This window comes from Desulforamulus aeronauticus DSM 10349 (genome assembly GCF_900142375.1).
Lineage (GTDB): Bacteria > Bacillota > Desulfotomaculia > Desulfotomaculales > Desulfotomaculaceae > Desulfotomaculum > Desulfotomaculum aeronauticum.
This window is the reverse complement of sequence record NZ_FRAR01000026.1, coordinates 1-22,097: the sequence shown is the minus strand read 5'-3', so window position 1 is coordinate 22,097 and position 22,097 is coordinate 1. Positions and strand designations below refer to the sequence as shown.

The following is a 22,097-nucleotide window of genomic DNA, read 5'->3' as shown; positions in this document are numbered from 1 at the left end:
CGCTTTGCAGACAAACCTAAATTAACTTGTGTAATAGCGTAAAACTCAGTTTTCAGTGAAACCCTGAGAACTGGGTTTTTTACTTACTAAACCAAGAAAAAAGAAACACAGGGGGACGGTTCTTGTGTGTTACGGCTACAATAAACTAACCAACTAACGAGATTGGTCAACACCAAAGAAGTCCAACTGCACCTACTTCCTAACGGTAACATTATTGGCATTATTGACGCTGCAGGAACGATAATCAATCTCTATGACAGACTGTAAATCCTCATTTTGTTTTAGCCAGAATGGCCAAGTATTTACTAATTACAGTATCCGAGTTTAACCAGGGGTTGGTCCTAGAATTGGGTGAGCAACCAGGTGGACATCTTTCGCCAGACCCAGCAGGTCATTAGTCCTATGTATTATGATTAACCGGATAACCCCGGGGTTCTGACATACGCCATTACAGTGGAACTTTAAATGGCGTTTTTTACAGTCGCATCGATATTCCGATAACAAACTACAATCCTTAAACTTAAACAATTCCTTCCACATGGAGGGTTCAAATAATTGCTGTTACAGAAATTAGAAAAAGTAATAAAATATTAATTATCTTTTTATTCAGCCTTTTAGTGGTCTCAAATTATTACTTAGCAATTATTAATGATATGTATAGAGATGGTAGGGAAATATTATGGAAACATTAATTAAAAACCTGAAGGATGTGTACTGGAAAACCCGTGCAAACGCCGCTAAAGAACTAGGTGAAGTAGGTGATTTGACCGCTGTCTTTCCGCTCATAGATGCACTATTAGACGAAGAAGGGGTAGTAAAGAATAATGCGATTGAGGCATTAGGAAAAATAGGTCAAAGTGCAGTGGTACCCTTAATAAACGTTCTATCAAACCAGGACAGCTATCAAATTAGCGATGAAGTGTCAAAAGCCTTGGTGAAGATTGGAACTCAAACAGTAAAACCCCTTGTTCGCTTGCTAGAAACTTGTCTTGAAGATGTCAATGATATTATTTTTACAAGGGTTGCAAACATCTTGGGGGAAATCGGCGATCCAAAAGCTGTATTGCCTCTCATAAATTCATTAAATAAGGGGAATACATCTATCCGATTAGATGCTATAAGAGCATTAGGTAAAATTGGAGATAAAAGAGCAGTAAAACCAATTATTAACGATGTAAAAAAATACGGAAGTTCTTTAGAGGCCATAATTGCTTTGGGTGAACTAGGAGACTCAACAGCATTACCTACTTTGCTAAATATACATCATTGATGCGAAAGCTTTTGAAGAATTACAGGAAAAGGTAAAAAATGCAGCCGAGTATGAAAAAATGGAGTCTACGAAAAAGGCATTAGATCGATTATCCCGGTTGAGAGGACAAATGAACCTGCAGCCGGATTCTACTCCCCTCATCAGGCAGTTGAGGGAAGGGGAGGAAAGAATATGAGAAGCTACATTTGTCTAGATAGTAGCGTACTGATTAAGTTGCTGGTACGGGAAGAAAACAGTGATAAAGCGGCTCTGCTGATTGAGAGGGTTTTGAATAACAAGCAAACCGTAGTGCTTCCGAGCTTTGCATGGGCAGAGATAGGCAGTGTACTACGTAAAAAAATTAGCAAAAAAATGATTACTTTGGAACAGGCGGAGATTGCCTGGGAGTCCTTTAGCAGTCTGGGAATTCTAGAATTTATTATTAGGAGGAGACACCGGCAATCAAATTTGAATAAATTCAGCAATAAAACAACGATTGTCCTACGCTAAATTAAACTTTGAGAGAGGAATAAATACAAAATGGGTATATTCATGGAAGAAGAAACTATACCTTTGTTTTTTATTTGTTCTATTCTTGTGATTTTCTTTTGTTTACTTTCTATCATCATACTGTGGCATAGATATAAAAGGAATTTAGCATGGTTTATCTGTCAGTTTATTTTCTTGACAATATCTTTATTATTGTTCGTAAAATTTCTTAGACAAAATTATGGCCTGGATATAGCATCTTCAATTAATAATTCAGTGACCATTGCTTTAATAGGCGTATCATGGTTTTTAAGTATGATTTGTATGCTTATTGGTTTATGGTTTCTTTGCATAAAAAACAATAATTGGGGTTTACCAGCCAAGCAATTGACAGAGAAAAAAAAGAGGTGTAATCTTAAATAGTAATAATTCCTAATTAGGAGGAGTATACTTTGCCAATTAACTATTTTATTGAGCAATTACAGGCCAAAGGGGTAAAAATTACCCCTCAGAGGCAGGAAATAATAAAGGTTTTTCTCGAAAGTCAAGATCTTCATTTGAGTGCCGAAGAGGTACACAGAAGAATCACCGTTAAATTTCCCAGTATGAGTCTGGATACGGTCTACCGTAATCTATCAATGTTGCAAAAACTGGGTATCTTAACGGAATTAAATTTTGGTGACCGGAAAAGCTTGTTTGAGATCAACAACTCACAGCACCATCACCATCTGATTTGCACCAAGTGCGGTGGTTCCCAGGAGATAGAATTCTGTCCATTGGATTTTTTAGATAAACAGCATATTAAAAACTTTAAAGTACAGAAGCATAGTTTTGAAATTTTTGGTATTTGTGCAAACTGTATGCAATAGGGGGAGAGCTATGATACGAGGTAGGTTAGCTGTTGTTATATTGGCTTTAGTCTTCATATCTTCAAGTTTTCTTAGTGGTTGTGCTAATAACCGTACCTCTGCTGAAGTAAAAGATAAAATAGTAGTCTATACCAGCATTTATCCCCTTTATGATTTTACCCGTAAAATTGGCGGCGACAAAGTAGAGGTTAGAAATGTGGTACCAGCTGGTGGGGAACCTCATGAATGGGAGCCTTCTCCCAGGAACCTGGCGGATCTCGGTAAAGCAGCTGTTTTTATATACTGTGGCAGCGGCATTGAACCTTGGTTGGAAAAAACATTGCCTTCCATTGATCAAAACAAAGTGTTAGTCAATGCCGGACGTAATATCGAACTGCTTCCGGCTAAAGAAGAACAGACTGCCCATGGCAATCAACAGGATGACCACCACCATGCCAAGGTAGACCCCCATATTTGGGTTGACCCGTTAAATGCGGTGATCATGGTGGATCATATTTTATCTGGATTGGTTCAGGCAGATGAGCAAAATAAAGCCTACTACCAAGCCAATGCGGCCGCCTTTAAAAAGCAACTGTTGGCCTTACATAAGGAGTATGAAACTGCCCTGGCGGGTGCCCAAGGTAAAGAATTTGTGGTTTCCCATGCTGCCTTTGGTTACTTAGCACATCGTTATGGGTTGAAGCAGGTAGCCATTCGAGGCTTATCACCGGAGGTAGAACCTAGTCCTAATGATATGGCGGAGATTGTAAAATTAGCTAGGGAAAAGGGGATCAAATATATTTTTACTGAATCATTAGTCAGTCCGAAGGTATCGGAGGCCCTCGCCAGTGAACTATCGGCAAAGACCTTGGTGTTAAACCCTGTGGGTGGATTGACTAAGGAAGAAATAGCAGCTGGTAAAGATTATTTGTCTGTTATGGGTGAGAATCTGAAGAACTTAAAATTGGCCGTGGGAGTCAACGTATGATGAAGACTGTTGTAGAATTGCAGAATGTTTTTTTTACCTATGGTTGCCATCCGGTTCTAAACGACATTAATTTAACCATAAAAACGGGTGAATTGGTCGGTATTGTGGGACCCAATGGTTCCGGCAAATCCACGCTGCTTAAGCTAATTATGGGACAACTAAAACCTAATGCCGGTCACGTAACAATATTTGGCACCGATCCTTGTAAACTAAAAGAAAAGTATAAAATTGGTTATGTCCCTCAGAAAGCCAATCATTTTAACAATCAGTTTCCAGCTACCGTAAGAGAGGTGGTAACTTCCGGTAGAGCGGCTCGCAGAGGACTGTTTCGGCCCTTTACTGGCAGCGATTATCAAGAAGTAGAGCGGGTGTTGGAACTGGTGGGGTTGATGGATATCAGCAACCAACTGGTGGGAATGTTATCCGGTGGGCAGCAACAAAGAGTTTTTATCGCCCGTGCACTGGTATCTGAGCCGGAAATTTTAATTTTCGATGAACCAACAGTGGGTGTTGATGCTGCTGCCCAATCCTTATTTTATAGATTGCTACAGGATCTAAACCAGAAAAGAAATATGACGATGTTGATGGTTTCTCATGAATTGGAGGGATTATCCTCCATTATTACCAGGCAAGTTTGCTTGGATCGACACATTTGCTCCTGTAATTGCCATACCTACGAGATACCTCGTCTGCAAGAAAACTGCAGCAAAAGGTTGGCTTACCAGGCGGCTAAATAACGGGAGAGAACGATGGAGATATTTCAATATGATTTTATGCTGCGAGCCTTTGCTGCGGGTATTATAGTGGGGTTGATCTGTCCGGTGGTGGGACTCTTTGTAGCCTTGCGTAGAATGTCCATGATTTCCGATGCCTTGTCCCATGTCTGTTTAGCAGGTGTAGCGGCAGGACTTTTGAGCGGGGTGCATCCTATTTTATCGGCTTCGGTTTTCGCCGTGGCAGGGGCACTGGGTATTGAAAAATTAAGGGATGTATTTAAAGCATACTCGGAAATTTCTATTGCCATAATATTGTCGATGGGGATTGCTCTGGGGGCTATTCTGTTGGACCTTGGAAAGGGTTACAATGCCAGCTTTATGAGTTATCTATTTGGTAGTATTGTTGCCATTAATCAAACAGATCTCATCATTATTGCAGTAACCGGCTTGAGCATCCTGGGGCTGGTGTTACTGTTAAAAAAAGAACTCTTCTTCATCTCTTTTGATGAAGAGGGTGCAGAGTTAAGTGGTATGCCGGTTAAGATTATTACCATTACCTTTACTGCTCTAACGGCTCTTACCATCGCCATTGCCATCAGGGTGGTAGGTATTCTGCTGGTATCCTCTTTAATTGTTTTGCCCGTAGCAGCAGCTATGCGTTTGGCTAAAAGCTTTCGTGAGGCCATGATTATATCGGTAATCCTGGGGGAAGTGGCAATCATTATTGGGCTCTTTGCTTCCTTCTATATTAACTTGGCTCCTGGGGGAGCCATCGTAATGACTTCCGTGATAATTCTCTTATTCACGTTGGCCTTGCAACAGCGTCGACGATATAGCGATGTAAAACTAGTGGGAGAAAGGGTGCCTCAGGGAGGAGACAGTCAGGTATAATAAAACGTTTTATTGGGGATGTAGGGAGTATCGCAAAAGGTAGTTTTGCGATACTCCCTTGTTCTCCTTATTAATCCCGATTAATATTATGCTTCATATCCCGAACACCAGTCTTGTGACCCATTTGCATTTTTACACTTTTTTGCGTTCCGTGCTGGTGGACACTGTTCAGCTGGGCCTTTTGGGACTTGATCTCTCTTGGCTGTGTATGTCCCACCGGATGGTGCAAGTATTGCTGTAATTCAGGTTTGTTATGCTGCTCACCTTTGTGATATTCATCTATAATGGTCATTTTTATATCACCTCCCTATCGTATTTTTATTTTGCCCAAAAGCCTTTAACTAATAAGATTATTTTCCGATGGCTGTCCTTTGAGATAAGTGCTAATATAACTATAAAATAATGATTTATTTTAGGTGAAACAATGCTTAAAAAATTTAGATTTCAGCTTATGATACTGGTTGGTGTTTTGCTGTTATTGCCGGTGCTTATCACCGGGGCTATGTTATATATGGTTAATCATAGCAAACCTGCAGTATTAGAGGAGCAACGGGAAAGTTTACAAGTGGCTGTGCTGGAATTAGCAAGGACAATGCCAACGGATGTAGCTGGCTTAATCGAAAAACACACCAGTATCGATAAACCTCGAACGGAACAAATCAAGGCCATGAATAGGGAATTGGCTGGTGCAGTGATGAAGGTATTTCAAAAACACCCTGGGATGGAATTAGGGTATTATTCGCCGCAGGTCAAGGCAGTGCTGGTTCAAATGGGTCAGGACAGTCACCTACCGTATATGGATTTTAAAGATTTGCTTTTAGACGTGTCCGAGGACACCCAATGGTCGGAACAGGCCCAGTGGAAAGATGCCTTTGAAAAGGTAATATGGACTAAAAAATCCTTGGAAATTGTACTGGGGTCGTCTGGTAACCAGAAACTGATTATTTTTCAGCCTTTATTAAACGATCAGCAGGTGGTAGCAGTCATCTGGGCCGGTGAGAGGCTGGGAGGCATCAATAAAGAAATCCTTCAGGCAGAAAGCTTTGCCTATACCGTGATATTTTTTGGTTTTATGTTAGGTCTTTGCAGTACTTTCTTTCTCCTTAAAAATTACATGGATACGGTAGCCAGTATTAAAAATGGTCTGCAGAAGCTAAAATATGACCTAAACTATAAAATTCCGCCAGCCATTGGTGAGTTGGATGAAATTTCTAAGGCTATTAATGAATTAGCTGCCAGATTAGTCAGGGTGCAAAATTACAATGAAATTATTATGGCTAATATCGATGCCGGTATTGTAGCTGTTGATTTACAGGGGAGAATTGTTAGTATCAGTTCTTCAGCCCGTAAAATATTTTGTCTGTCGGAAGATGCCGTTGAAAAACCCTATCATCGAGTATTTACTGACCCCGGTATCGCAAAAATGTTTGAAGCTTGTCTACAGGGAAAAGAAACGAAAGATATGCTCATTACCTTAGGTAAAGACAGAAATCTTCAACTGCTGGCCAGTACGTCCGTTTTGCTGGATGCCGGACAACAATTGGTGGGAGCAGTACTAAGCTGTCGGGATATTACCCAAAGGCTACGACTAGAGGAGCAGATGAGAAGGCAGGAGAGGCTTGCTTCTTTAGGACAGTTGGTGGCTGGTGTCGCCCACGAAATAAAAAATCCGCTTACTTCCATCAGTGGTTATATTCAGTTTTGGTTAAAAAATAAGGCTCCTACAGTTAAATCTTTAAATACCATCTATCGTGAAGTACGTCGTCTGGATTCTATTGTTAATAAACTACTTTTTTTTACCAAACCAACCAATGCTGTATTGACTCAGCTAAATATCAACAGCTTCATTAGCCGGGTTTTAAATTTTTTTATTGAAACCCATGTAGACGATATTACCTTTGTTGCTTTACCCAAAGAAGGATTACCCGAAGTGAAATTAGATTCCGATCAGATGGAACAGGTGCTCATGAACATTATTTATAACGCGGTACAGGCTATGCCTCAAGGGGGGCAGGTGAGCGTAAGCACCGGCTATCTGGATTCCGAAAAAATGGTGTATATTGATATTCAGGACACGGGCAGTGGGATACCTGAAGATATTCTAAACCAATTATTTGACCCCTTCTTTACCAACCGGGCCAAAGGGACTGGTTTGGGTTTGACCATAGCCGATCAGATTATTCGTGCCCATGGTGGTAGAATTGAAATAAGCAGTAAGCTAGGTTCAGGAACTCGGGTACGTGTTTTACTGCCTGCAGAGCAAGAATAAACTTGCCAGCCATTAGGAGGTGTTACTTAACTATGAACCAAAAACTGGTGCTGGTAGTTGACGATGAAGAAAGTGTAAGACAGTTTCTTTACGATGTTTTAACCGACGAACATTACCGGGTAGAAACTGCTGTGAATGGTGAGGAATGTCTTGAGAAACTACGACGGTTTAAGCCAGATGTGCTTATTACGGATATTCGCATGCCTGAAAGGGATGGCTTCTCACTCTTAGAAAAGATTAAAGAGAATGGTTTTACTACCCCAGTTATTTTAATGACGGCCTTTGGTACCACCGAGGTAGCCATTCGGTCTATGAAGCTGGGTGCCTTTGATTACATTGTTAAACCCTTTGACCTGGATGAATTTCTCAATCTAGTGAAAAGGGCGGTAGCTCAATCGGATACGGTGGTGACTTTCAAACCTGAAGATGTAAAGGAAGAAGCTAGCGAAATTAACTTGATTGGTAATTCAATGGCTATGCAGGCAGTTTATAAGGATATTGGGCGAGTCGCAGACAGTAATGCCACTGTACTTATCCAGGGAGAAAGTGGCACAGGGAAAGAATTAGTGGCCAGGGCCATCCATAGTAACAGTTCTCGGCGAAATAAACCCTTTATCAAAATTAACTGCGCTAATTTACCGGACAGTTTGCTGGAAAGTGAATTGTTTGGCTATGAAAAGGGAGCCTTTACGGGAGCTAGTAATACCAAGATCGGTAAATTTGAGGTGGCTCACCAGGGAACCATTTTCTTTGATGAAATAGGGGAAATCAGTCTTTCAACCCAAGCAAAGCTACTTAGGGCCATTCAAGAAAAAGAGTTTGACCGGATCGGCGGAACAGAGACCCTAAAGGTGGATGTAAGAATTTTGGTTGCCACCAACAGAGAGCTAAAACAGACTGTTTTGGAAGGTGGTTTTCGCGAGGACCTGTTTTTTCGATTAAATGTGGTGAATATATCCATTCCACCTTTGCGGGAGAGAAAAGAAGATATCCCTCTGTTGGTGGCCCATTTTTTAGCAAAATATAATAGAGAATCTAACCGGCAGGTAAAAGGTTTTTCAGAAGAAGCCAAGAGGGTTTTATTGGCATATGATTGGCCAGGCAATGTTAGGGAATTGGAGAATGTTGTGGAAAGGGCTATTATTATGGCTCGAGGTCCCATTGTGGTTCCCGAAGATATAGAACTTACTGCCCAAGAGAAAAAGCAACCCATCCCCTGGCAAAATACAATTGAGCAAAATTTGCCCTTAAAGAAAATCGTGGCAGACGTCGAGCGACAGGTTATTTTAAAGGCACTGCAGGACCACGACTGGTGTCGAACCAGTGTAGCCCAGGCGTTGGGTATCAATAGAAGGTCTCTTTATGCAAAGATGAAGGAGTTTGGGATCGAGTAGTGGGCAAAAATTGCCCACGGTGGGTTAAAGTTGCCCGATTTGTCATTACAATTAATGAGTAAAAGCCAAACAAAACGCGGCCCTAAGGGGTTGCGTTTATTTTTATTAGGTTGGCATTCTTCTTGCTTATTAGATAATCAATAAGTAATTAAGGAATGGGGGAGCAAGGATGGAAAATATTTTTTTCTCAGGTGCTATTACTTTTTTGCTAATGGGTATCATTTCCGGTGGTTTAGCTTCTGCCATAGGGAATGCAGGAGTCTATCTTATTGTTCCCCTTCTGATGCTGGTAACTGGATTAACACCTGATATAGCTATTCCCGTGGCGTTAGCTCATCTGGCAGCTCTCCTAGTCCCGCGAGTAGTTGGCATGTGTCAAGCAGGAAATGTTGATTTGCGGTTGACGCTATGGATTTTGGCGGGCTTTTTACCGGGTACTTTGTTTGCCGCCAAACTGGCAGCCTTAACCAATAATCTTGCCTGGTTTAAGCTAATTGTGTTAATACCGTATCTTATTTTGCTAGTGGGTGCTGTAATCTATCGTGCAAAGCCCTTTCGGTTATTACCCGCCCCGAACAATTTAACCCGAAAAAAATTCTTGCAACTGGTAAAAAGAGTTCCTGGAAAAGTTTCTCTGCCCTTTTCGGGAATCACACTTTCAGCGGTAATTCTAGTCATTTTGGGAGCGGGATTTGCTATGGGGACCTTTCTATGGGGTCCGTTGGCAGTTTTGCTGCTGAGTCCGTTGCTGATCGTCGGGCTGGATATTCCGGCCATGGTGGCAGTAGGTACTGGTGTGGTTGTCAGTTTTATAGGGGCGATCGTTAGTTCCTTAAGCAGCGGGGTGCTCTTATATCCCATTACACTACAGATGCTGTTGTGGCTATTTTTGGGTACTGCCCTGGCCGTTTTAGTACTCTCTGTTCTCCGACACAAAAATAAGCTATGTCCTGTACCTGTGGCTGCCTTAATGGTAATCATTACCTCGGTGACCCTTTGGGCATTATCTTCAACACAACCCCAGGACTTGCTCCTTCAGCATTATCAGTTTCCCCTTCAACTGTTGGGTTAGTTTGGGGGTGTCCGGTTTGAAAATGACGGTTTTCCTAATCCTTTGCTTGTTCTTAACAGCACCGCTGGCAGCCAGTGCGGCAAGTATTTCCTGTCAACTTTCCAAGGATGAAATTGAGGTGGGGTTGAATCCGACAAAAGAAAAGATAACCGTTTTTGGGCAAATTCCGGAAGGGTTACCGGTGATTGTGCGGGTGGAAGGGCCAATGCGTCCGGTTTTAGTTAGCCTTTCTCAGAATCATTCCTTTGTTAAATGTTCCGAAGCGGAAGTCCTTGGTTTGCCGGGTTTTTATCAAGTTCTCACTTCGCAATCTGTGGAAAAAATTCCGATACAATATTGGGATACCCTGGGGGTTAACCCAGACTATCGTCAGTTAAAAGAGAAGGCCTGGACAAGAATGAGACAAAATTTGGGTGAGTCCTATGAGAAGTACCAGCAGGATTACCTAAGCTTAGCCCTTAAAATAAAAGATCATGAGCAGATGTTGGCTTTGCGTCAGGGAGTGGTCCAACGCCAAGGACAACAATTTTGGGTGGATATTCCTCTGCTAGCGGGAATGCCTCTGGGGGAGATCAAAGTAACTGCTTTGACTGTGATGGATAACAAAGTAATTGCTGCACCAACCCAAGTTTTGCAAATAAGGCCAGCCTCAATCCTCTCTTTAGGCTCTAAGGAACTGTCTATTTCAGCAGTGTTGGTAATCTCTCTTTTTATGCTACCGATTCTGCTGCTTACAGTGGCACAAATCTTAGAAATGGTTGAACAACATAAGGAAGAGGAAAAAAGGACACGTCTTTTGAGACAGCTTCGTCATCATTAAGAAGGTTGTTGCACAATGAATTGATGATGCGAAAGACAGTCTTGCAACATAGCGAACGTGTGTCCTGTGTAAACTAACTACGCCTACGGCAAAAAAGGGAGTGCCGCTTACTACACAAAAAGTAGTTTTGCGACACTCCCCTGATACTTATCTGGTTAAACCAAACTTTTTAGCAGCCTCCGTTAAGCCATCCCGGTGGTCTGGGTGAGAAATGGCAATTAATGCTTCCGCTCTTTGACGGTAAGTTTTACCTCGAAGTTTAGCAATGCCGTATTCCGTAACCACGTAGTCAACATCGTTTCTGCTAAGACTAACCACCGAACCACTTTCCAGCATTGGAACAATTTTTGTTCGACCTTTGTGAGTGGATTGAAGAACCACAATACTTTTACCATTTTGGGCATTCATGGCACCTCTGGCAAAGTCCACCTGTTCCCCGGTGCCGGAATATAGTTTGGGTCCAATTGGTTCCGAGGCGCACTGGCCCAGGAGGTCAATTTCATCAACAGAGTTAATGGCAACCATATTATTGTTTTTAGCAATGATAAGAGGGTCGTTGGTGTAGTTGACGGCATGCATTTCAAACAAAGGGTTGTTATTCATAAACTGGTAAAGACGCCTGGAGCCAACTGCGGAGCTACAGATAATTTTACCTTGGTGAATATTTTTTCGTCGATTGGTGACTGCTCCGCATTCAACCAAATCTACGATGGTATCTGTAATAAAGTGGGTGTGAATCCCCAGTCCTTTTTTTATACTTAGACAGAGAGCCGTTGCATTGGCTAAGGAGCCTAGCCCAAGCTGAATGGTTGAGCCGTCCTCGACTAATTCACATACATAATCGCCAATTTTGCTGTGAATTTTATTTAATTCTGGTTTGGGCAACTCTAATAAGGGAGTAGTATCCTCAACAATTAAATCTGCCTGAGAGATATGAATAACACTGTAACCCATCGTCCTAGGCATATGGGGATTAACGAGTAGAATCACTTTTTTGGCACAACCTGCAGCGGCTATTGTATAATCTACAGATACACCAAAACTGAAATAACCGTGCTCATCCATGGGGGATACTGTTCCCATAAAGACATCCACATCCATATCCCGAATGAACCTGGGGTACTCATAAAGGTAACCGGGCATTACCCCAGCGCGCCCTTCTTTAACCCCTCTTTTTACGACACTGCTGGTAAGCCAAGATACATGCCTGAAATGCCGTTCCATGCCAGGCTTTAGGTAGCTGGCTTCTCTTAAAGGAAGCATTTGATGAATTCGCACATCTTTCAAATCACCCTTGCGATTTGCCAGGGCTTCCATCAAAATTTCAGGTTCCGCAGCACCGGGGGGAACCACGACATTGTCGTTGGAGGAAATAGCAGCAACAGCCTCGGTGGCTGAAACCAGTTTTTCTTCGTACATAGTAGACAACTTGTTTGCATCTTCAAATAAAGGTCCCGCTTTAAACCATACCAAATTTACGTCACCTCCGGGAGCATATACTAAGTGAATTATATCACTTCAAATTTGTTAATGGAAGAACCTGTTTGTCATATCCTTATGTTTTTGAAAAAATACTACAAAAACTAACACTAACTAAGTATCAAAAACATTTGTAAGTATAAATTTTCAGGATCTCCTATTTCTTGAAATTCCTTGATATCATTATGATAATATGCTAGCATATCGGTGAAAAAAAGAAGTTTTAGGAGATGAATTTTGTACACTATAACGTAGCAGAGTAAGTGATAATATTCACTAATTTGTCACCACATAAAGTATTTTTAACTAACACTTTAGGAGTTTTATTGAGAAAAGTTGTCACTACAAAGTTAGTGTTTTTAGATGGAGGTGAAGCTTTGTGTTTGAATCCCTAAATGAATATATTGTGGCCCTTTACCACCTACACAAAGCTCAGTATGGCTTAATCGTGGTAACTTTAATGGCCTTGGTTGGTATTTCGGTAGGTTTGACGACAGAAGTTGTGTTACGATTGTTGGGTATCAGAGGGGAAAAATAGAGCAGGGGGGAGTGAAAATTGCTGCATCTACCAATAGCGAATGCCGATGTTAACGGCTGGGCGTTACTGCTGCTGGGTTTTTTTGTAGGGGTTTTGGGTGGTTTTTTTGGCACCGGCGGCGCCTATATCATTACACCCTCTTTGCATATTTTTGGTTTTCCCATGGCTTTTGCTATTGGCACGGACATTGCCCATATTTTTGGCAAATCCATTGTTGCTAGCTTTAAACATGCTTTGTTGCGGCATGTTGATTTTAAATTGGGTCTTATGATGGGATTATTAGGTATGATCGGGGTTTCTTTAGGGAAACAAGCAATCTTATATCTAGAGAAAATAGGACAGGTAGGTCCTATTGTTAGAATCGTATATATGGTTTTACTTTTCTCCCTAGGGTTATTCATGCTAAAGGATTATTATTGGTATTCTAGGTTAAGTGAAATACAAAAAGAGAGTATTGAGAGAAAACCATCGAGAGTAGTACTTTGGATACGGGGGTTGAGGCTTGGACCTTACATCAGTTTTCCTACCTCCGGGGTTAAGAATATTTCTATTTGGATTGTTGTCTTTTTAAGTATTTCTATCGGTTTCATTTCTGGATTTCTCGGGGTAGGGGGAGGCTTTGTGCGTGTCCCCATTCTAATCTATTGTTTAGGACTGCCGACAGTAATGGCAGTGGGTACGGATTTATTTGCTATCCTAATTACCAATTCCTGGGGAACTTATATTTATGCTATGTCCGGTAAGGTAGAAATTATTGGTGCACTGGTAATGTTGGTGGGTGCAGCGGTGGGAATCCAAATTGGTTCAGCGGCGACCGGCTATGTCAAGGGTATGAAAATTAGGTTCTATTTCGGAGTAACTTTGGTCTTGGCAGGGGTGGCGGTGGTGCTTAGGCATTTGTTAATGCCAACCTTGGCGGGATATCTGATGTTGAGCTCGGCGGCTATTTTAAGTAGCTTAATTATTTTTATGCTTATTAGGGCGGTGGCAGAGGAGCGCTATCGATCTAAGGAAGAGGTCTATGACAAGCCGAAAGCGTAAAGTTGCTACACAATGAACCGATGCGTGCATTAGCCTATGGTTTAAGGCCAAAAAAAGGGGAGAGTTGCAAACTACTTTTTTGCGACTCTCCTTTTACTATCCTTTAATGTTTACCAGATTCTGTTTCGTTGCTTAGATTAGTCTTTTCCAACAGGCGGAAAAAGATACTTAGAATAATGGCTACCACGGTTGCCAAACCCATGCCTTTCAAGCTTACCACACCCAGTTGAATCTGTGCTCCGCTGACACCAATGATCAACACAATTGAGGTGAGGATTAGGTTGGAAGCTTTGCTGTAATCCACCTTGGCTTCCACCAGCATACGAATACCAGATGCTGCAATAACCCCGAACAGCAGCAGGGAGACACCGCCCATAACTGGAGTAGGGATACTTTGAATGGCGGCGGAAAGTTTACCCACAAAGGAGAGGATAATGGCAAAGATGGCAGCTCCCCCAATTACCCAGGTACTATAAACCTTGGTGAGGGCCATCACACCGATGTTTTCTCCATAGGTAGTGTTGGGAGTGGAGCCAAAGAAACCGGAAAACATGGTGGAGATACCATTACCCAGCAGGGAGCGATGGAGGCCAGGATTCTTGGATAAATCCCTGCCGACAATATTACTGGTAACAAATAGGTGTCCCACGTGTTCCGCAATTACTACCAGAGCGGCAGGAACGATAATCATCATAGCATCAATATTAAAGGTAGGATGGTAAATAGTAGGGGAGGCCAGCCAACCGGCATTAGCAATGGCTTCGGTGTTTACCAGACCCATAAAGAGAGCGAGAATGTAACCGGAAACCACACCCACCAAAATGGGAATGATGGCCAAGAACCCGCGGAAGATGATGTTACCTAAGATGGTGACTCCTAGGGTAAACATCGATACAGTAATGACCTTGGGGTCTGCTACATACGGGACAGTAGGATCAGCGCTAGCCAGACCAGCCATTTGAGCAGCAATCGGAGCCAATTCCAGGCCAATCACCGCCACGATGGCACCCATGGCTGCAGGCGGGAAAACAACATCAATCCATTTGGTACCTACTACACCAATGAGCAAAGCTACTACAGAAAAGATAAGGCCTGTTATGATAAAACCACCTAAAGCTGCACTATAATCATACTTTGAAAGGACAGCAAACACCGGTGAAATAAAGGCAAAGCTGGAGCCGAGGTAAGCGGGAATACGTCCTTTACAGATCAAAAGGTAAAACAGGGTACCAATACCGTTGAATAACAGGATCGTAGCTGGGTCCACTTTGAATAAAATCGGTACCAACACCGTTGACCCAAACATGGCAAATAAGTGTTGCAGACTTAGTGGTACTGTCTGCAGTAAGGGTAGTTTCTCATCTACTTGAATCTCTCTCTTAGCCATTCTCTAACCCTCTCCTTTTTCCTAAAAATGTTTAGAAATACTTGGCTTCCGCCGGCGGAAGCCTTAGTTTTTCTTATACTTTCACCAATAGAAATTATATAATTTCTGAAAGTGAAAAAGCTCCTTACAGAGTCCTGTAAGGAGCAAATCACCCAGAAAAGTATTGCTACTGATCATTGACCGCTACCTTATTAGTCTCTCTGTACTAAGTTAAAGGTGCCAATAAATATTAATTTTTATCCAATTAAGTATAACCTGTCCCCAGCATCACCGCAACCCGGGGAAATATAACCAATATTGGTAAGGACTGGGTCTACGGTGGCCGTTACCACAGAGACTTGCGGGAATTTGGTTTGAATTTGTCCCAATCCTTCTTTTACCGCAAAGGCACAGACAACTCTAATTTTACTTGCATCTATACCAGCTTCCACTAGAACTTCCAGAGCTTTGATGCAGCTGTTCCCCGTAGCCAGCATAGGATCTAAAACAATGACTCTCTCAAATTCGGATAGATCCTTAGGCAGGCTATTTACATATAACTTCGCCTGCAAAGTATCATGATCCCTGGACATACCAATATGAGCTACTTTTGCCTTGGGGAGAAAGGAAAGAAAACTTTCTACCAGTCCTAAACCGGCTCTTAAAATCGGTACTAACAGGATTTTATCATCCCGTAAAACGGATACAGTGGTTTCTACTTCCATAGGAGTGGTTACCTTGGCTTTTTCGGTAGGAGCGTCTTTGGTTGCTTCAATGGCAAGCAGTTGTCCCAGACGGTTAATAGCCGCCCGGAAAGTGGAGATATTACTTTCTTTATTGCGGATCAATTGCAGTTGTTCATCCGCCAGGGGGTGTCGGAGCACTGTAACAAATTCCATCAAAAATAGTCTGCCTCCTTTGTGTTCCGGCAGCACCAGGTAGTAAGGATACGCCAGATAATTACATAAAGCTTCTTGAGTTTTTCTACCGAATATCCCAAATTCGCTATAATATTACAAAATCCTCTTTTTTATTTTTCTTAAATTTATATTAATTTCAGTTTGTTATCGTTAAGGGGTTACATAAAAACGATAAGTTGGAGGTAAGAACATTGTCTCATCTCCAACCGTCGCTTTTGCAGTCTAGGTAAGTTCCAATGGTTCTTCACTCAGCAAGTGATCCCACTTTTCTGGCAAAAAGCCAATCACGATATGCCCGTTTACATCAATGGTAGGGGTATCTAAACCACCTGTTTTATTGAGTAATTCACCACGGGCTCCATGGTCTTGAGTGGTTTTCTCTTGGTAATGAATACCTTTTCCTTTTAAATAGTCCTTCGCTTCATCGCAACCACTTTTGTTCCAGGGGGAAACAAATAGAGTTACATGATAGTCTCCCATTAGAATAACCTCCTTTATGCTGAATATAGTGTGCCCACAAGATAGGAAAAACTTCACTTGTAAATAGGACTTTAGTCCTATAGCAAAAAAGAAAAATTTTAACCATAATTATAATAAAGTCTAATATTGGTATGTTTTGGAATATTGTTATAGAGAATGATTGAAGAGGGGGATTTAGGTTGTCTAAAGGGTTAATGGACAAAATTTTAAGCATCATCGGTTTTCCAGAAGAGGAAGAGGAAAGCGTAAAGGCGCCTGAAATATCTTCCCCTAGGGAGCTTAAAAATCAAAGTAAAACCATTCAACGTGTAGAGCTTGCAGCGGTACCAGCCGCTAGGCAATCTCAAATTGTATCTACTCAACCCGGAAGCTTTAATGATGTTCAGATAATAGCGAATCACTTAAAGAGTGGACAACCAGTGATTGTTAATCTGTCACAGGTGCAACCCGAAGAAGCTCAACGGATTTTAGATTATGCCAGTGGTGTTGTCTTTGCTTTAAATGGTTCTGCCAAGAAAGTAAACGGTGAGATTTTTCTGTTTGTACCGAGTGGTGTAGATATTGTTGGTGCAGGTGATTTAAGAACCTTCACCAGTGAAGTTGAGCCGGTGGAAGAGAAAGTGACCAATCGTTGGTTTAAGTCGGAAACTGCTTAGAAAAAGAAAAACAAACCGGAGAGGTTTGGCGTGTGTCCATACGGATACAGACTGAACCGCGAAATTTAGAGGAAGGCAGACAGCAAATTTTGCTGCCTGCCTTTGTTGCTAAATGCTATTTAGGGGTCCCTTTCACGAATGCACCAAGGACGCTGATGTCCCGATATCGGATAAAATTTATATTATTATTGTCTGATGCTCATGGCCCTTCAATAATAAGCCTTTTAGAATATCAAGCCCTTTTTCCAATTCTTCAATTGTATCCGGTCCCGACAGAGATATTCTTATTGCTGGGGGGAACCGGCAACTGCCGACTGCAAATTTCTCCGCACAAAATACTTGTACTCCAGCTTCTCTGGCACATATTTCAAAATCCCTTCCCTGCCATCCATCCGGGAGAATAAGCCATTGAAAAAAACCGTAAGGTCTACTTAACACAGTATATTGAGATAGTTTTTTTCGTGCCAATTCATTTCTTTTATGTGCTTCTGCTCGTTTATCCTTCAAAACAGCTTCTGACTTTCCAGTTTCAATCAGTTTGGTCACCATTTCTGCAGTAATAGGCGAAGCCATCCAGGATGTATTCAGCAGTCCTTTCTTCATTCGTTCAATATATGTATTTGGTACTCTCACAAAAGAAATCCTGAATCCAGGCCCAAGAAGTTTTGATGTGCCCCCTATATAAATTCCCTGTTCCGGGGCAAGTGCAGATATGGGAATACTATCCAAGCTGCCCGTATAGCTATAGGCATCATCTTCAATTAAAACAAGATCATGTTTTCTGATTATATCTGCGACCTGTTCCCTACCGCTTTGTGTCATAGAACAGGTTGTTGGATTCTGTACTTCCGGCATCAGATAGATACCTTTAATCCCTTCATTTTTGCAAATACTCACTAAAACTTCTGGATTCATGCCTTCATCTGTCATTTCAATTGGTATCAGTCTAATTCCATACATGGCTGCCAATGCCTTGATACCGGGGTAAGTCAAAGCATCAACCGCTATTCGATCACCATGCTCAAATAATGTTAACATACAAATTGCTATTGCATTCTGAGAACCGGGTGTAATCAGAATTTCATCGGCTGAAGCACTGATGTTAAAACGCTTTAGCCACTCTGCTCCAATAACTCTATGCTTTACATAACCAGCTGGCTCGGAGTATTTAATCAATCTTTCCATATCCATGTCTTGAAGTGATGTTTTTGCTATCCGTGCAGTATCTTTATCTATACTGTAAAGGGGTAGTACTTGCCCCATTTGAATAATATCCGGTGATTTATTTTGACTAATAAGAGATAAAGGTATCTTTACGTCAGAAGCGACAAACGTTCCACGTCCTACTACTCCTGAAATTAACCCCTTTAGCTCACAAACTCGAAAAGCTCTTGTTACCGTACTTAAATTCACACCAATCTGGTCTGCCAGTTCTCTTTGTGGTGGCAATTTGTCTCCCGGCTTTAAAATACCTGAATTAATATCTGACTCTAAAGCATTCGCTAATGCAATGTATAATGGTTTATCTCCGGTTTTAATAGTAGGACACCATTCATTAATCATTAAAACCAACTCCAAAACATTGTTTTGCATACAATAATATCATTGACTGCATACAATATCAAGCATACAATTATGATCACTAGAAGACAATTTGAAAAATATTCACTGGGTGTAAAACTGGGAGGGGGAATTGAAAGATGGAACAAAACAAAGATAGTAAAATTGTGAGTGACCGTTTAAGAGAAGAGGCTTTAGACTTGGCATTATTTGAACAAGCCAAAAATTATGCCTTCGACTATATGAAAAATATTCTTGACCAATCGGTATATCCAGATAAACTTGCTATTGATGGACTTACTATATTTAGAGAACCTCTCCAATCCGAAGCTGGTAATCCCTATGATATTCTTGATAGGCTGCACTTTAAAGGATCACCTGCAACTGTTGCCCAAACAGGTGGACGTTACTTTGGTTTTGTAAATGGAGGGATAATCCCAGCTGCATTGGCAGCAAAATGGCTAGCCGATACTTGGGATCAAAATGCAGCTTTATATGTTATTTCTCCCATCGCTTCTATTTTAGAAGATGTTTGCGAAAAATGGCTTATAGATCTTCTAAAGCTTCCAGAGGGTACCGCTGCCGGATTTGTAGGGGGCAGTTCAACAGCAACACTTTGTGGACTTACAGCTGGTAGAAACTATTTATTAGAGCAACTCGGTTATGATGTCGGCAAGCAAGGGCTCTTCGGTGCACCAGAAATTCGTGTCGTACTGGGAGATGGTGCTCATTCAACAATATACAAAGCCCTCTCAGTTTTAGGGCTAGGAAGTGAGAGATTGATTAGAGTTCCTGCAGATGACCAGGGAAGAATGATAGCAGAGGCTGTGCCGGAACTGGATAATCAAACACTGCTCATTTTGCAGGCTGGAAACGTCAATTCAGGTGCTTTTGATAATTTTGAAGCACTCTGCCAAAGGGCCAGAAATGCTGGTTCGTGGGTACATGTAGATGGTGCTTTTGGTCTATGGACCTCAGCTTCAGAAGAACTAAATAGTTTAACTAGAGGTGTTGAACTGGCTGATTCCTGGTCTGTCGATGCTCATAAAACTTTGAATGCACCTTATGACAATGGAATCATTCTCTGCAAGTACAGGGATGCTTTAACCAAAGCTCTTCATATGACAGGTTCGTATATAATTTATAGTGATCATCGAGATGGTATGCTCTATACTCCAGACATGTCCAGAAGGGCTAGGATAGTTGAACTATGGGCAACTTTAAAATCTCTTGGTAAAAAAGGTGTTTCAGAGCTTGTTGAGGACCTGCATCATAAAGCAAGGTATTTCGCAAAGTCATTAGAGGAGAATGGTTTTAAAGTTATTAACGATGTGTGCTTCAATCAAGTAATGATCTCCCTTTGCAATTCTGAGCTAACGGAAAAAGTGCTTAAGCTCATACAAGATTCTAAAGAATGCTGGTGCGGCGGAGCGAAATGGGAGAGTGAGTCTGTCATACGAATCAGTGTTTGCTCTTATAGAACTACTTATGAAGACATAGATCGTTCTGTTAAGGCATTTATCAAAGCCAAAGAGGAAGCATTAAGGATGTAGCTGGCACACTTAATTAAAAGACCGGAACATGGCCTTATTAGGAATCAGATACTCTGCCCGCTTAAGTTATCTCAGCATATTAAGAAGAGGCATTATCATTGAAATAATGCCTCTGGTTCAGTAAGTTTTCCTATTGAATTGAGCCTTTAGCCCCACCGGCCTTTTTCATTTTCTTTGGCTGGCCAAAGATTCTTGGCATCAAAGTTATGCATGGAGGTTAAAAATTTCTGGCGAATATCAGGATATTGCTGAGAGAGGTTAGCGATGAGATTTTTAACTTCCTCACGTTTGGTATGCTTATTGGCTGGGCAAGGATTGTGAATGACCGGAATATTTTCTAATGGTAACAATTCAAGGACCTGGGCCTCTGTGATATAAACAAAGGGTCTAATCAGAGTAAGATCGGTACGGTCCAGATAGGTTTTGGGCGAAAAAGTTTTTAAGTTGCCATTAAATAATAGGCTCATGAAAAAGGTTTCAACTACATCATCCAGATGGTGTGCTAAGGCCACTTTGTTGAAGCCCAGTTCCAAAACGGTGTTGTGCAAGGCTCCCCGTCGTAGATTGGCACATAGGGAACAAGGGTTTTGCTCCTTACGTATATCAAACAGGATCGTCCCAATATCGGTGGTTTTGATGGTCAGGGGAATCTCTAACCGTTGGCATAATTCCTTAAGCGGTGTTAAGTCTGCCCCCAGCCCCATATCCAAATGAACAGCATGAAGCTCAAAAGGAATTTTTTTGAGATACCTATGGCGGTACAGATTCATCAAGAATAACAGAGAATTACTGTCTTTCCCCCCGGAAACGCCTATTACTACCTTATCCCCCGGTTCAATCAAATTAAAGTGACTAATTGCCCGTGTTACCTGTGTTAGCATGGTCTTTTTAAGAAATTTACTCATGTTATACTCCCCTGCTGTCGGAATAGTTGTCTACCTACCATTATTAATATTTAAGGTAAAATGTCCAGTGAAACTTTTTAGCATATCGGAAAGTATAAAGTTTTTCCGATATGCATAAGGGCAAACTTAGCTTTTGACTGCGTCTAAAGACTTGGCATAAGCTTAGTTTTTCTAACCTTTGTATAGTATAAAGCACTATCGGCTACATTAACAAACAAGGGGGGTATGAAACATGGCTAAATTCATGAGTGATGCCCTAAAGTATGAGCTTGCCCGTGAAATGGGTGCAGCGGATCGTATCCAAGGTAACGACTATGGTAACCTGACCTCGCGTGAGTGCGGTAACTTTGTCAAACTTGCGATACAACGGGCCGAACGAAGCATGTTGTAACTTCCCCGACGGCTGGTTCACAATTGTGAACCAGCTTTTTATGTGCGCCCGGCCTGGGCGCAGTCTAAAGGGTGAAAGTCCCTAGTGCGGGTTGATAGTGCCAAGCACATAGCCAAGGGCAAGGGTGTCCACCGTGAGGTGGAATCTGAAGGAAGCCGGAGGCAAACTTCTGGTCTGACGAACAGAAATCACATCAGGCAATGTAAGCTGGGTAAGGTTGCATAACAAACTGAAGCCCAAAACTATCTGGAAGCTTACAATGTAAATGTGGCAGACAAGTGGAAGGAAAGACTGCGCTCTTACCCGGGGAGGTCTCACGAACGGGTGGAAACAGAGTAAGAAACCCGGTTGAAACAAGATTGATCGTGAGAAGTCAGCAGAGGCCATAGTACGGAGGTAGCGCGATACCGAAGGAAGGGCTGAACCAAAGGAGATGCAGGTCAATGAAAGTTACTGAAAGTGACAATACAAA

Annotated in this window: 22 protein-coding genes; 15 read left to right on the top strand and 7 right to left on the bottom strand. The window is 41.8% G+C overall.

Annotated features, from left to right (window positions below; translation table 11 throughout):
• Positions 1-679 precede the first annotated feature (679 nt).
• From BUA78_RS16090 to BUA78_RS16060, 6 genes are all read left to right on the top strand, one after another.
• Complete coding sequence (locus BUA78_RS16090) at positions 680-1,270, top strand: HEAT repeat domain-containing protein (RefSeq protein WP_072916596.1); 591 nt, start codon at positions 680-682, stop codon at positions 1,268-1,270.
• A gap of 171 nt (positions 1,271-1,441) precedes the next feature.
• The gene (locus BUA78_RS16085) at positions 1,442-1,759 is read left to right on the top strand and encodes a type II toxin-antitoxin system VapC family toxin (RefSeq protein WP_072916593.1); all 318 of its coding nucleotides are present in this window, start codon (positions 1,442-1,444) and stop codon (positions 1,757-1,759) included.
• A gap of 431 nt (positions 1,760-2,190) precedes the next feature.
• Positions 2,191-2,607 (top strand): Fur family transcriptional regulator, encoded by a 417-nt coding sequence (locus BUA78_RS16075; RefSeq protein WP_072916589.1) that lies wholly within the window; start codon positions 2,191-2,193, stop codon positions 2,605-2,607.
• A 10-nt stretch (positions 2,608-2,617) separates the two neighbouring features.
• Positions 2,618-3,574, top strand: coding sequence for a metal ABC transporter substrate-binding protein (locus tag BUA78_RS16070; protein WP_072916586.1), 957 nt, complete (start codon positions 2,618-2,620; stop codon positions 3,572-3,574).
• Positions 3,571-4,311: a metal ABC transporter ATP-binding protein gene (locus BUA78_RS16065; protein WP_072916584.1), complete on the top strand. Its 741-nt coding sequence runs from the start codon at positions 3,571-3,573 to the stop codon at positions 4,309-4,311. Before BUA78_RS16070 ends, BUA78_RS16065 begins: the two co-directional genes overlap by 4 nt.
• Before the next feature lie 12 nt (positions 4,312-4,323).
• Entirely contained in the window at positions 4,324-5,181 is an 858-nt protein-coding gene (locus tag BUA78_RS16060; RefSeq protein ID WP_072916582.1) for a metal ABC transporter permease, read from the top strand.
• 70 nt (positions 5,182-5,251) lie between these two features.
• On the opposite strand, the gene BUA78_RS16055 is transcribed toward BUA78_RS16060, so the two are convergent.
• A complete protein-coding gene (locus tag BUA78_RS16055; RefSeq protein ID WP_072916579.1) occupies positions 5,252-5,473 on the bottom strand; it encodes a hypothetical protein in 222 nt (73 codons plus the stop codon).
• 132 nt (positions 5,474-5,605) lie between these two features.
• Between BUA78_RS16055 and atoS the strand changes: the two genes are divergently transcribed.
• The 4 genes from atoS (at position 5,606) to BUA78_RS16035 (ending at position 10,736) form a co-directional block, all read left to right on the top strand.
• Complete coding sequence (atoS, locus tag BUA78_RS16050) at positions 5,606-7,450, top strand: two-component system sensor histidine kinase AtoS (RefSeq protein WP_072916571.1); 1,845 nt, start codon at positions 5,606-5,608, stop codon at positions 7,448-7,450.
• A 32-nt stretch (positions 7,451-7,482) separates the two neighbouring features.
• Complete coding sequence (locus BUA78_RS16045; protein WP_072916568.1) at positions 7,483-8,844, top strand: sigma-54-dependent transcriptional regulator; 1,362 nt, start codon at positions 7,483-7,485, stop codon at positions 8,842-8,844.
• Between the two features lie 169 nt (positions 8,845-9,013).
• Positions 9,014-9,916, top strand: coding sequence for a TSUP family transporter (locus BUA78_RS16040; RefSeq protein WP_072916566.1), 903 nt, complete (start codon positions 9,014-9,016; stop codon positions 9,914-9,916).
• A 22-nt stretch (positions 9,917-9,938) separates the two neighbouring features.
• Positions 9,939-10,736, top strand: coding sequence for a TIGR02186 family protein (locus BUA78_RS16035; RefSeq protein WP_072916717.1), 798 nt, complete (start codon positions 9,939-9,941; stop codon positions 10,734-10,736).
• Between the two features lie 147 nt (positions 10,737-10,883).
• Here the strand turns inward: BUA78_RS16035 and BUA78_RS16030 are convergent, their stop codons facing one another.
• Positions 10,884-12,209, bottom strand: a complete 1,326-nt coding sequence (locus BUA78_RS16030; RefSeq protein WP_072916563.1) for an acetyl-CoA hydrolase/transferase family protein — start codon at positions 12,207-12,209, stop codon at positions 10,884-10,886.
• Between the two features lie 385 nt (positions 12,210-12,594).
• On the opposite strand from BUA78_RS16030, the gene BUA78_RS16025 reads away from it, so the two are divergent.
• Together BUA78_RS16025 and BUA78_RS16020 are read left to right on the top strand one after the other, a co-directional pair.
• Positions 12,595-12,753 (top strand): MFS transporter, encoded by a 159-nt coding sequence (locus BUA78_RS16025; RefSeq protein WP_072916560.1) that lies wholly within the window; start codon positions 12,595-12,597, stop codon positions 12,751-12,753.
• A gap of 18 nt (positions 12,754-12,771) precedes the next feature.
• Complete coding sequence (locus BUA78_RS16020; RefSeq protein ID WP_072916558.1) at positions 12,772-13,794, top strand: sulfite exporter TauE/SafE family protein; 1,023 nt, start codon at positions 12,772-12,774, stop codon at positions 13,792-13,794.
• Between the two features lie 103 nt (positions 13,795-13,897).
• Here BUA78_RS16020 and uraA read toward each other — a convergent pair whose 3' ends face one another.
• From uraA to BUA78_RS16005, 3 genes are all read right to left on the bottom strand, one after another.
• Positions 13,898-15,181 (bottom strand): uracil permease, encoded by a 1,284-nt coding sequence (uraA, locus tag BUA78_RS16015; RefSeq protein ID WP_072916555.1) that lies wholly within the window; start codon positions 15,179-15,181, stop codon positions 13,898-13,900.
• Positions 15,182-15,417: 236 nt separating this feature from the next.
• Positions 15,418-16,059: a uracil phosphoribosyltransferase gene (upp, locus tag BUA78_RS16010; protein ID WP_072916715.1), complete on the bottom strand. Its 642-nt coding sequence runs from the start codon at positions 16,057-16,059 to the stop codon at positions 15,418-15,420.
• Between the two features lie 243 nt (positions 16,060-16,302).
• Positions 16,303-16,560: a thioredoxin domain-containing protein gene (locus tag BUA78_RS16005; protein WP_072916553.1), complete on the bottom strand. Its 258-nt coding sequence runs from the start codon at positions 16,558-16,560 to the stop codon at positions 16,303-16,305.
• A 179-nt stretch (positions 16,561-16,739) separates the two neighbouring features.
• On the opposite strand from BUA78_RS16005, the gene BUA78_RS16000 reads away from it, so the two are divergent.
• Positions 16,740-17,216 carry a cell division protein SepF gene (locus BUA78_RS16000; protein ID WP_072916550.1) on the top strand — a complete coding sequence of 159 codons (477 nt, stop codon included), beginning with the start codon at positions 16,740-16,742 and terminating at the stop codon, positions 17,214-17,216.
• A gap of 177 nt (positions 17,217-17,393) precedes the next feature.
• On the opposite strand, the gene BUA78_RS15995 is transcribed toward BUA78_RS16000, so the two are convergent.
• Entirely contained in the window at positions 17,394-18,779 is a 1,386-nt protein-coding gene (locus BUA78_RS15995) for an aminotransferase-like domain-containing protein (RefSeq protein ID WP_175549048.1), read from the bottom strand.
• A gap of 137 nt (positions 18,780-18,916) precedes the next feature.
• On the opposite strand from BUA78_RS15995, the gene BUA78_RS15990 reads away from it, so the two are divergent.
• Complete coding sequence (locus tag BUA78_RS15990) at positions 18,917-20,329, top strand: pyridoxal phosphate-dependent decarboxylase family protein (RefSeq protein ID WP_084082467.1); 1,413 nt, start codon at positions 18,917-18,919, stop codon at positions 20,327-20,329.
• 146 nt (positions 20,330-20,475) lie between these two features.
• Here BUA78_RS15990 and BUA78_RS15985 read toward each other — a convergent pair whose 3' ends face one another.
• Positions 20,476-21,234: a tRNA lysidine(34) synthetase gene (locus BUA78_RS15985; protein ID WP_072916545.1), complete on the bottom strand. Its 759-nt coding sequence runs from the start codon at positions 21,232-21,234 to the stop codon at positions 20,476-20,478.
• A 232-nt stretch (positions 21,235-21,466) separates the two neighbouring features.
• On the opposite strand from BUA78_RS15985, the gene BUA78_RS15980 reads away from it, so the two are divergent.
• A complete protein-coding gene (locus BUA78_RS15980; protein WP_072916543.1) occupies positions 21,467-21,625 on the top strand; it encodes a small, acid-soluble spore protein, alpha/beta type in 159 nt (52 codons plus the stop codon).
• Positions 21,626-22,097 lie beyond the last annotated feature (472 nt).